Below are 13175 nucleotides of genomic sequence, written 5' to 3' on the forward strand. Positions count from 1 at the left end.
TGTGCTTTATTCGTGCTTTCTGTTTGACTTTTACACTATTGGTTTTATTTATGACAAAAATAGAAGCTCAAACCGAATTTAAATTTACAGATAATCCAGAAGGAGTATTATCGTCGCAGTATGACGATTCTCCATCTGGAGAAGATATAAATAATTTGATTGATAATGATCTTAACAGTAAATACTTAACTTTTCATTCTTCTGCTTGGATTGTTTTTGAAGTGAAAAATCCATTTATACTTAATAAATATATAATTTCTTCGGCTAATGATGCACCAGAAAGGGATCCTTTGAACTGGACTTTGGAGGGATCTTTTAACGGACTATCCTACCATTGTATTGATATTCGCGAAGGACAAGATTTTGTTAATAGGGGACAAAAAAAAGAATTCTTAATTGAAGATAATGTGGAATCTTATACATTTTATCGTTTATCAATGACTAATAATAGTGGAAATATTCTTCAATTAGCCGAGATTGAGATGTATGGAGTAACAGGAGAGTCATTTAATGAGTTACTTGTGGATTTTTCAACAGGCTCATATCATGTTACTAATCGACCTATTTCATTTATTAACGGCTCATTAAATGCGACTTCTTATCAATGGGCATTTGAAGGTGCTTCTCCTAAAGGAAGTACAGATATAAGTCCACAAGTGACATATACAAATCCAGGGGAGTATGAGGTCTCGCTAACGGCATTTGATGATGTTTCAACTAAAACAAAAACAGAGATAATATCAATAAAAGATATTAATGATTGGTCTGAATTTATATATCCTGAAGTACAATTAGAGTGTACAAATGAAGATAATCCTGGTTACTTAATGTATTTGGATCTCGTTAAAGCAAATGGTTTCGAGAGTATTCAAGATTTTGTAAAAAATTGCTGTCTGGTAATTGCTCAAAAACTTTATTTTACTGTAAATGAAGCCAATGATCATAATTTGAGATCAATTCATTATAAATTGACAGAAGGAGGAGCTTTATCATATAAAGGAGGTGATGTTCCAAATATTGAAATTGGTTTCGATATGGAATATTTAAATTCCTTCTCTCAGAAATATGGTATCGATATTTGTGCCGATGAAATTTTTGGGATATTGTGTCATGAAATATGTCATGGATATCAAAATTCTCCTAAAAACTGTGGAATATACGGTTCCCCTAATGAATATTATGGTTTTATTGAAGGTACAGCTGATCTGGCAAGATTACTTACTGGAGGATTTAATCCTGAACGATATCCATCGACAGGAGGTAGTTGGATAGATGGATATAATACAACTGCATTTTTTTACTCATGGATTCAAAATAGTCTTCTAGATGAAGATTTTTTGAAAAAATTAAATTTATCAGCAAAGCAAATTGATTCATGGTCCCTGAACGAAATGTTATATCAGGAATATGGACAATCAGTTAATTCTTTATGGGCTCAATATCAAAAATCTATACTAAATGTTGGTCTTGACAATAGAACAGAAGGTAAAATCGATGTTTGGTTAACTAACAATAAGAGTGTATTAACAATAAATAATTTACCAGAAGGTGTAAACAATGTCATCGTTTATAATTTGAATGGAAGTGTAACATTGAAAGAAAAAAAAGTAGGAGAAGAAAGTCAGGTATGTTTGAAAATAGATAATCTAGATCCAGGAGTATATGTAGTTCAAGTTATCAATAAAGGAATACAAAAGACTCAAAAGATTATAAAATAAAAGTCTAGTCTATACAAAATAGAATACGATATCCAAGAAAACCAGTAGAAGTTTAATTATAAATTAAAAGTTATGAAGAAATTAAATACTATTAATTTACGTGTTATTATTATAACAGTTTTCGCATTAGTATGTTATGCAACAAAAATTAATTCTCAAGTAATTGATATAACTGATCAAGTAGGTAATGTATATACAGAAACAGGAAATGACTCTCCAGATAATGAGGGACTTGAAAAATTATTTGATAATGATAACTCTACAAAATATTTAACATTTAATCAACCTGTGGAGGTAACTATTGTAGCTACAAAAAAATATGTTGTTAGTAGCTATGAAATTGTTTCAGGAAATGATGAACCGGATAGAGATCCTTATAATTGGACACTGTATGGATCAAATGACGGCACAAACTGGGAGGTAATTGAAGTGCGTACAGGAGAAATATGGACTGATCGTATACAATCAAGATCTTTTGATATTACTACAATTCCTAATGGATATTCAATGTTCAAATTTGCTATGGAAGTTCAAAAAGTAGATGGAACAATATTACAATTTCAGGAATTGAATTTGTATGGTACGGAAGATACTTCAACATCTATAGATAATTTTACTACATCTGATTTATCTATGTATGTTTCCGATAGTGGAAATTCTTTGATTCTTACTAATTTGTCTGAAGGGGAAAGTAAGATTACAGTCTTTAATATAGATGGGAGTTTAATGTTAGAACAGGTTATTTCTAATAGTGCAAATGTGAAACTTGATATAGCTGGTTTAAGCTCTGGTATTTATTTGATTAGAGTGGCCAATGGACAAGTAATACAGACTCAAAAAATTATAAAATAAAATTATTAAAGAATGTGGATGTCGTATTCTATATATTAAAAATCATATAGTAAATCAAATGAAATTATATAAGATTAGAGCTTGGGAAATAATATTACTAATGTCTATCATAGTTATGGGATGTTTTAAACGAGAAAAAGATCCTGTAGATTATGTTAATCCTTATATTGGAAATATTAGTCATTTATTAGTACCAACTTATCCAACCATACATTTACCAAATAGTATGTTAAGAGTATATCCTGAAAGAGAAAATTTTACAGGAAATGAAATTAAGGGTTTACCAGTAGTAGTAACAAGTCACCGAGGAACCTCGGCTTTTAATTTGTGTCCTTATCAAGGCGATTTAAATCAAGTTAAAAGTATAATTGATTATGGATATGATAATGAGACTATAAAACCCTATTTTTATGCTGTTGATTTGGATAACTTTAATATTCATGTAGAATTTGCTCCATCTCATCAATCCGGTATTTATTCATTAAAATTTGAGAATGCAGATCTTCCAGCATACTTGATTCTTAATACCAGAAATGGAGCATTAAATACTCAAGGATCTACAATTAGTGGTTATCAGCAATTGTCAAATAATACTCGTGTTTATGTGTATATGGAAACAGATTTAATTCCAGAAAAATCTGGTACGCACAATAAAAATGAAATTAATACAGCTGAAAAACAGACTCAAGGTAATAATGCTTATTTTATTCTTCAATACCCAAAAGAAACATCATCGTTAAATGTACGTTACGGGATATCATTTATCAGTGTAGAGCAAGCTAAATTAAATTTAGCCAGGGAAATTAAAGACTTTGATCTAAACACTATAGCTGAAAAGGGGCGTGAATTATGGAATGAAAAGCTTGGGCAAATTGAAGTGCAAGGTGATGATGAGGATGCGAAAGTAGTTTTTTATACTTCTCTATACAGGACCTATGAACGAATGATTTGTATTTCTGAAGATAATCGTTATTTCAGTGCTTTTGATGGGAAAGTGCATGATGATGAAGGTGTCCCTTTTTATACAGATGATTGGATTTGGGATACTTATCGCGCAACTCATCCATTAAGAGTTATAATTGAACCAGAAATGGAATGTAATATGATAAATTCATTTTTGAGAATGGCTCAACAAATGGATAATTTTTGGATGCCAACCTTTCCTGAAATTACAGGGGATAGCCGAAGAATGAATTCAAATCATGGTGTAGCAACTGTTATAGATGCATATAATAAGGGATTAAGATGTTTTGATCTGAATATAGCTTATAAAGCTTGCAAAAACGCCATTGAAGAGAAAACACTTGCACCATGGTCAAGTAAAAAGGTTGGAATATTGGATCTGTTTTACAAAGATCATGGATATTTCCCTGCTTTGACTCCAGGTGAGAATGAAACGGTACCTGAGGTTCATTCGTGGGAGAAAAGACAGCCGGTAGCAGTAACATTAGGAACAGTATATGATGAATGGTGTTTGGGACAAATAGCCCTCAATCTTGATAAAGATAAAGATGCAGAATATTTTTTTAATCGAAGTTTGAATTATAAAACAGTTTTTAATCATCAAACAGGTTTCTTTCACCCTAAAGATAAAGATGGCAATTTTATTGAGCCTTTCGATTATCGATATTCAAGTGGTATAGGAGCACGTGAAGCTTATGATGAGAATAATGGATGGGTGTATCGTTGGGATGTGCCTCATAATATAGCCGATCTTATTAAGCTGAATGGAGGTAATGAAAAATTTGTGAGCGAACTAGAGCGAATGTATAATACTCCACTAGGAAAAGGACGTCCGGATTTTTATCATCAGTTTGGTGATCATACTGGAAATGTTGGTCAGTTTTCGATGGGAAATGAACCAAGTATGCACATTCCTTATTTATACAACTATGCAGGACAGCCGTGGCGTACTCAGAAGCGAGTTCGAAATCTATTAAAACAATGGTTTCGTAATGATTTAATGGGTATTCCTGGAGATGAAGATGGTGGAGGACTTACATCATTTGTTGTTTTCTCTGAACTTGGTTTTTATCCTATCACACCAGGATTACCTATGTATGTAATTGGGAGTCCAATGTTTGAAGAAGCCACAATTAGATTAGGGAATGGTAAATTATTTAAAATTATTTGTCATAATTATAGTCCAGAAAATAAGTATATCCAATCTGCAAAATTAAATGGAGTAGAATGGAATAAATCTTGGTTCTCGCACGAAGATTTAATGAAGGGAGGACTGTTTGAGTTTGTTATGGGAAAACAACCGAATAAAGCATGGGCTTCTGATGCTAATTCTGTTCCCCCTTCATTTAAATTTAAAAATATACAGGAAAACTAAATTGACAATAAAATGAAACAGATTATCATTACTCTATGTATTTGTTTTTCTATTAGTCTTCAATCTTTGTTTGGAGAAAAGTTAATTGTAGCTACTTATAATGTTCGTAATCATAACTATAATGATTCAATCATGGGTAATGGTTGGTATAGGCGTTGTCCATTGATATGCGATCAAATTAGGTTTTATGATTTTGAAATATTTGGTGCTCAAGAGGTTTTGTATGATCAATTAAAAGATATGTTACATCAATTGCCAGAATATGGATATGTGGGAGTTGGACGCGATGATGGAAATAAAAAAGGAGAATTTGCTCCAATATTCTATAAAAAGAAACAATTTAAACTATTAAGTTCTGGCAATTTTTGGCTGTCTGATATAACTTATGAACCAAATAGAGGTTGGGATGCTGCACTTCCTCGTATTTGTACATGGGCAAAATTAAAAGATTTAAAAAGTGGATTTTCATTTTTCTTTTTCAATTTACATATGGATCACATAGGTGTTGATGCAAGGAAAAACAGTGCTAAACTAGTGCTTAATAAAATAGATGAAATTAGTGATGGATTACCTGTTATTTTAACGGGTGATTTTAATGTTGATCAACACAGCCCTAATTATGAAATTCTTGAAGGATCAAAAGTATTGACTGATTCCTATCTGGAAGCAGATGTTTGTTACGCATTAAATGGAACCTTTAATGATTTTAAAACCAATACATTTACAGACAGTCGCATTGATCATATATTTGTTAGTTTGGATTTTAAAGTCGAACGTTATGGTGTTTTAACGGATACTTATCGGTCTAAATTATATAATGAACATGAATTAAAATCATCAAATTTTCCGAAAGAAGTTTCTATGCAAAAATATGAAGCTCGAGCATTATCGGATCATTTCCCTATTATGGTTATTTTGAATTACTAATTGTTTTTAGGTCGTTTATGTATAAACATAAAAATAAATAATTTAAAACATAAATTATGACAACAAAAAGAAATATGAATAAAATAAAAATATTGAAATTTTTGCTCGTAATCACCATTTTTATTTGGGCTTGCAGTTGTGATACAAAAAAAGAGGTTGGTTTACCTGTGTGGGCAATTGGGCCTTTTGAAAGACCTGTTGCGGTGAATCCTATCATAAGTCCAAGTAATCAAACTTTTTACTGCCCAATGCAACATGACTCCGTAGGATGGGAAGAAAATGATACATTCAATCCTGCTGCAGTACTACTCAATGATACTATTTGTGTATTATACAGGGCTGAAGATAAATCTGGTGAAGGAATAGGGAAAAGGACTTCTCGAATAGGATTAGCAAAAAGTAAAGATGGTTTTACAATGACTTTTAGGAATAAACCAGTATTATACCCTGAAGAAGATAAGTTTAAAGAAATTGAATGGCCAGGAGGTTGTGAGGATCCAAGAGTTGCAAAAACGAAAAATGGTCTTTATGTTATGTTTTATACTGCTTGGAACAGAAATGTGCCACGTTTAGCAGTTGCTACGTCAAAAGATTTAGTAAGTTGGGAAAAACACGGATTAGCATTTGAAAAAGCCTACGAGGGTCGTTTCAATGGATTGGCTTGTAAATCAGCATCTATTGTAACAAAAGATATTGGAGGGGAATTAATCGTAGATAAAATCAAGGGTAAATATTTTATGTATTGGGGAGAGACAGCTATATGTGCAGCTACTTCTGACAATCTTATTGATTGGAAACCAATATTAAATGAAAAGGGTGAAATTAGGGAGCTGGTGAAACCGCGTAATGGTTATTTTGACAGTAAATTAACAGAGTGTGGGCCACCTGCTTTATTGACAGAAGAAGGCATTGTACTTCTGTATAATGGCAAAAATGGAGGCCTTAATGAGGGTGATCCTAATTATCCGGAAGGGGCATATTGTGCCGGGCAATTATTGTTCTCATCGCAGAATCCATACGAATTGTTAGAGAGGTTGGATAAACCATTCTTTGTTCCACAAGAATCATTTGAAAAAAGCGGACAATATGTTGATGGAACCGTTTTTATTGAAGGACTAGTATTGAAGGATGATGTTTATTACCTATATTATGGATGTGCGGATTCTAAAGTTGCTGTAGCTGTATGTAATACTAAAATTAGAGAATGAGTATCAATTAAATTAAATATGTTTTAATAATAAGATGTTTTAAATGGCTATTTAGGTATGTAAATTTATGAAAGTATTGTACTAATATCTACCTTTTTAAAATACATGTCACATAAAAACTACTGTATTTCTCAAATTGTAAATATTAAATTTTATCATCATAAATATTTTTGGCGTATTTAGTAAACCGTTTTAGTCTATAGTGCTTTTTATTTGACATACTATTTAGGCAAAAGAAATAGCTTAGAGTAGTTGTAATTATTTCAAATTCCATTTTCAAATAAATGTTATAAATACAGATAAAATATATCTGTCATATAAAAATACAATAACTATTTATGATCCTGAAAATAAGAAACATATAGTAATCGTTAATTAATTTTCAATGAAAAAAAAACTAAGAATTTACGCTAATAAATATGCAATTGCAATGTTGCTATTTGTTTTTTCAATTATTGAACTTTCTGCACAATCAGGAATATATGTTGGAGGTCATTTTCGCCGTGAAAGAAGCCACACGATAGATGACTTAAAAGCTTCAGGATTTCAATATGTAATTTTGTTTAATATAAACGTGGAGTCAAATGGAGACTTGACGACAGATGGTGAAATAATATGCTCAGATGGAAATTATGTATTTAACAACACTCAGCCTTATTATATAGATGATGTAACAGCCTTAAAAACTGGAACAACATCTATTACTCGAGTAGAACAATGTATTGGAGGGTGGGGAAATCATTCTTACACAAACATTAAAAATTTGATTGCATCAGAGGGAACAGGAACATCCAGTATTCTATATCGAAATTTTCAGGCATTAAAAAATGCAATCCCTTCAATAGATGCTATTAACAACGATGATGAAGAAGCTTATGATGTAAATTCAGCAACAGCATTTCATGTTATGTTGGCGGATATCGGGTTTAAGACCTCTATTGCACCATACATGAATAAGAACTATTGGGAAAGTTTAACTACAAATATTAATAATCAGCGTACAGGAACTGTTGATTTTATATATCTGCAATGCTATGATGGAGGTGCAGGTAATAACCCTTGTGATTGGGATATTAATGGCATAACCATGCATACCGGAGGGTTAACTTATGAAGATCAGAATGCCCTAGTGGACAAAATGATTTCTGCCAGGGATAATTGTAATTCAAAGGGAGGTTTTTTCTGGGTATACAATGATAATACCGTGAACCTAGCAACTCTTGCGTCCAATGTAAATTACATTTTTAGCAACTTTGAAGTAAACCTGCAAGAACCATGTATATTTTATAACAATATTGATTACGGATTTTTTGAAAATGGATTAGCAGTTGGCGAGTACAATGTTTCAGACCTTGAAGCAGCAGGTATTACTACAAATTCCATATCATCATTAAAAGTTTTGGAAGGATTTAAAGTTATAGCATATGATGGAGATAATTTTGACGGTGAATCAACCACTCTTACCGGAGATATAGATTTTATTGGTTCAGATTGGAATGACCGAATCTCCTCAATTAAAATAGTATCCGATGGAGATACCGGTTTAGAAGGAACTTATTATCTACAAAATCGCAATAGTGGCCTATATATGGATGTGGAGGGAGGACCAACAAATGTAGAAGATGGAGCAAACATTCAACAATATTATTGTACAGGAAATACTAACCAGCAATTTCAGTTTACACACCTCGGTGATGGCACATACAAAATTACTGCTGTGAACAGTGGAAAAGCAATTGATGTGAGTGATTTTAGTAAAGATAATTTTGCAAACATACATCAATACACATATGATGATTTATTAAATCAACAATTTGTTGTGGTTGAAGTAGATAATAGTTACTACAAATTAGTATCTAAAAATAGTGGTAAAATTATCGAAGTACTTTATTCTAGTTCAGATGCAGGAGCAAATGTGAACCAATATGACAACAATGGACAAACAGGAGGCCAATGGAAACTTATTGCAGTTAATAAAATAGCTACAGATATTACAAATATAGAAGGAACAATAAACGTACAATACGATGATGCTAATTCTGACGAAAGATATCCAAATCTAATTGATGATGATATTAATACTAAATATTTAACTTTTCATGCCTCAGGATGGTTGCAATATCAGGCTGTAGGTGACTATGCTATTTCCAGTTACACAATAACATCAGCTAATGACCATCATGAAAGGGATCCTCTTAATTGGACATTGGAAGCATCTGAAGATGGTAGTAATTGGACAACTATTGATACTCGTACAGGAGAAGATTTTACTGAATTTTTACAAACACGTTCCTTTAATGTTTCTTCTCCTGGAGCATATTCTTATTTCCGATTTAATTTAACTAATAATAGCGGAACAGTTTTACAATTAGCAGAAATTGAATTAATAGGAGTTGAAGTAGGGTTAAATGATATAACAAATGAAGGTGGAACGATAACTGCTCAATATGATGATTCCAATACATATGAAAGATATCCAAATCTGATTGATAATAATGTTAATACTAAGTATTTGACTTTTCATGACTCAGGATGGATTCAATATCAAGCATTAGGAAGTTATGTTATAAATGGCTACACAATAACATCTGCAAATGATGAACATGATAGAGATCCTCTTAATTGGTCATTATATGGCTCTAATGATGGCAGTAATTGGGCAACATTGGATATTCGTACAGGAGAAGAGTTTACAGATTATCTACAAACCAATAGTTTTAGTTTTGTAAATAGTACAGCTTATACGTACTACCGGTTAGATATGACAAATAATAGTGGAAGTATATTACAACTGGCAGAAATAGAATTATTAGGTTACCAAGCTTTAAAAAATGCAACTATTGTACAACCTATGTCTGATTCAGAGAATTTCGTTGAATTTTATCCCAATCCGGCAAATGAATACTTGAATATTAATAATTACGAAGCAAACTATTCAGTTGAGATTTTTAATATGGCAGGAATGTTAAAATACAGAAAAACTAATAACTCAGGACCATGTCAAATAGATATTCAAAAATACCCAAATGGAATGTATATTCTAAATATAAACTCCAATATTTCTAAAATTTCGAAAAAGCTAATTATAAAACATTAAAAATATTGATATATACATTAAAGAAGGCGTTTCATTAATTCTGCTTAATTAAGTTGTTGGCTTCATTGATAATTAAGTAGGAATGAATATAGTTAGCAAATAAATCAGTTCTTTTTATTCTCTATTCAAATTGATATTTATCAATTTGAATAGAGATGATTTATTCGAACATAATAGAAGTACATAACTTAATATTTTAACTATGAGGTTCATGAAAAAACGACAAATATTAATTGTTGCTGCTGTATTATTTACAAAGCTTTATAGCTGGTCACAGCTTAATTCTAAAGTGTCTGAGAATTCAAAATATGTAAATCCATTTATTGGTACAGGTTCTATAGATAGTTTAAGTCTATCTGGAAGTAATTTTCCAGGAGCAGTATTTCCTTTTGGATTCGTTCAATTGAGCCCAGATACTGATGCTGAACCTGAAGATCCATGTAGCGGTTATGACTATGCTGATAATAGAATTGTAGGGTTTAGCCATACACATCTTAGTGGTACAGGAGTAGCAGATTTATTTGACTTTTTATTTATGCCTTTTAAGGGAGAGCCTAAATGGTATCCATATGATTCTGAAAGTGAAAAGGGATATAGTTCTATATTTGATCACAAGAATGAAATAGCTACGCCTGGATATTATAGTGTTTTTTTGGATGATCAGAAAATTAAAGTTGAACTAACCGCTACCGAACATTGCGGAATACATCGTTATATGAGTGAGGGGAAAGAACCATTTTCTTTAATTATTGACTTAAATCACTCATTAGATAAAAAAAGACCATATTGGTCATGTAAAGTTATTGATGCACAAATTAAAATTATTAATAATCATATAATTGAAGGTTATCGTACTCTAACAGGTTGGGCAAACCTTCGTAAAGTTTATTTTAGGGCTGAATTTTCCAAAGCATTCAATAAAACAGAGATAAAATCAGGAAATAAAATATATTTAGATGAGAAAATAGCGAACCATCAGAATTTAAAAACTATTATTACATTTGATAATAATGAAGAACCTTTGGTTGTTAAAGTAGGCATTTCTTCTGTGAGTTATGAAGGAGCTCAAGAAAATTTAAAAGCTGAAATTAAGGATTTCAATTTTAATGAAATTAGAGCTAAAACAGAAAATCAATGGAATAAAGAATTATCCGTTATAGAAATTGAAGGAACAGAAGAACAAAAGAAAATATTTTATACTTCCCTATATCATACATTCATTCATCCCAATAACATAGCTGATGTAAATGGTAATTATATTAACAGTAATGGTGAGTTAAGAAATTCAAAAGAGAAAAAATATTATAGTACATTTTCGTTATGGGATACTTATAGAGCAGAACATCCTTTATTAACAATAATTCAAGAGAAACGGTCAGTTGATTTTATTAACTCAATGCTAGATCATTATATGGAGTATGGTTACTTACCTATTTGGCAATTATGGGGTAAGGAAACTTATTGTATGATAGGTAATCATGCAATACCGGTTATAGTTGATGCTTACCATAAGAAAATTCCTAATATAGATTATAATCTTGCTTATAAAGCGATTAATGCATCATCGACAATATCACATCAGAATTCAGCTTTCAATATTTTAGAAAAATATCAATATATACCGGAGGATCTAGAGTCTCAATCAGTATCAATTACTCTTGAAATTGCATATAATGATTGGTGTGTTGCTCAAATGGCAAAAGGATTAGGGTATATAAATGATTATACGCATTTTAATAATAGAAGTGAATTTTATCAAAATCTATTCGATTATAATATTGGTTTTTTTAGAGCTAAGGATAGTATTGGAAATTGGATTGAACCATTTTCTCCTTTAAAATATGGAGGGAATGGAGGTTATCCATATACAGAAGGCAATGCATGGCAATATTTGTGGTATGTTCCTCAAGATATTTATTCTTTTATGAAGATGTTTGGAGGAGAAAAGCAATTCGCCGATAAGTTAGATGACTTCTTTACCTTAGATGCAAAACCAAGTGATGTAAATGGGAATGCCTCAGGATTTATTGGTCAATATGCACATGGAAATGAACCTAGTCACCATATAGCATATTTATATGATTACGCAGGTCAGCCATGGAAATCTCAGTATTATACAAATAGGATAGTTAATGATCTTTATTCAAGTAAACCTTCTGGTTATTCTGGAAATGAAGATTGTGGCCAAATGTCCGCTTGGTATATATTTTCTTCAATGGGTTTTTATCCTGTAAATCCAGCAAATAATGTTTATGTATTTGGTTCACCGCAATTGAATAGTGCTGTAATTAAGTTGTCTAAAGGTAAAAAATTTGAAATAATTACTCACGAAAGGAGTGATGAGAATATTTATATTCAAAAGATTCTTTTAAATGGTAAACCTTACAAGAAGATTTATATAAAATATCAAGATATCATTATCGGAGGCAAAATTGAGTTCTTTATGGGATCTAAGCCAAATAGAAACATGGTAAATTATGATAAACCGCCGTTACTATCATTTTAGAGTTAAATAGAATAAAATGTATTAATTAGTTTAAAAGTAAGCAATTATGGCGTATACTTTTTTAATCATTAAAGTGTTGTGATTTATAATTGTATGATTGTTAATGTATCGTATTGAAATGTACATAAGGAAAGCAGGAAATAATTAAATTATATTATTAGGTGAATTCAAAATTCACTTAATAGAACAGAATAAATTTCGATAATTTTTTAAATAATAAATGAAAAGAATGAAGAAAAAATTTTTTGGTTTAAAGGCTTGTTTAATACTGTCTATTATATCAATTGGCGAATTAAAAGCTCATGATATAGTTATGCCTGTGGATAATACAAATGTAGCAGTTAAGGTAAAGGAGCAAATTTTTCAATCACAAAGACCAGCTAAAGCAGATCGTTTATTTGTATCTAAAGTAATTGATAAGGAAATCTTTCGGATTAAAAAGTTATTAACTAATGCAAAGCTTGCCTGGATGTTTGAGAATTGTTTTCCAAATACCTTGGATACTACGGTTCGGTATAGAAAAACAGAT

At 31.1% G+C, this 13175-nt stretch carries 8 protein-coding genes; all 8 read left to right on the plus strand.

The window, feature by feature from the left end:
- Positions 1-50 precede the first annotated feature (50 nt).
- A complete protein-coding gene (locus OM075_RS15870; protein WP_301191519.1) occupies positions 51-1718 on the plus strand; it encodes a basic secretory protein-like protein in 1668 nt (555 codons plus the stop codon).
- A 72-nt stretch (positions 1719-1790) separates the two neighbouring features.
- The gene (locus tag OM075_RS15875; protein WP_301191520.1) at positions 1791-2570 is read left to right on the plus strand and encodes a T9SS type A sorting domain-containing protein; all 780 of its coding nucleotides are present in this window, start codon (positions 1791-1793) and stop codon (positions 2568-2570) included.
- Positions 2571-2670: 100 nt separating this feature from the next.
- The gene (locus tag OM075_RS15880) at positions 2671-4908 is read left to right on the plus strand and encodes a GH92 family glycosyl hydrolase (RefSeq protein ID WP_301191521.1); all 2238 of its coding nucleotides are present in this window, start codon (positions 2671-2673) and stop codon (positions 4906-4908) included.
- Between the two features lie 12 nt (positions 4909-4920).
- Positions 4921-5835, plus strand: a complete 915-nt coding sequence (locus OM075_RS15885; RefSeq protein ID WP_301191522.1) for an endonuclease/exonuclease/phosphatase family protein — start codon at positions 4921-4923, stop codon at positions 5833-5835.
- Positions 5836-5891: 56 nt separating this feature from the next.
- Complete coding sequence (locus OM075_RS15890) at positions 5892-7043, plus strand: beta-1,2-mannosidase (RefSeq protein ID WP_301191523.1); 1152 nt, start codon at positions 5892-5894, stop codon at positions 7041-7043.
- Positions 7044-7428: 385 nt separating this feature from the next.
- Entirely contained in the window at positions 7429-10140 is a 2712-nt protein-coding gene (locus OM075_RS15895) for an RICIN domain-containing protein (protein ID WP_301191524.1), read from the plus strand.
- 211 nt (positions 10141-10351) lie between these two features.
- Positions 10352-12646, plus strand: a complete 2295-nt coding sequence (locus OM075_RS15900; protein WP_301191525.1) for a GH92 family glycosyl hydrolase — start codon at positions 10352-10354, stop codon at positions 12644-12646.
- 229 nt (positions 12647-12875) lie between these two features.
- Positions 12876-13175: glycoside hydrolase family 125 protein (locus OM075_RS15905; RefSeq protein WP_363321623.1), on the plus strand; the 300-nt coding region annotated here is incomplete at its 3' end.

This window comes from Plebeiibacterium sediminum, assembly GCF_026013605.1.
Lineage (GTDB): Bacteria > Bacteroidota > Bacteroidia > Bacteroidales > Marinilabiliaceae > Saccharicrinis > Saccharicrinis sediminus.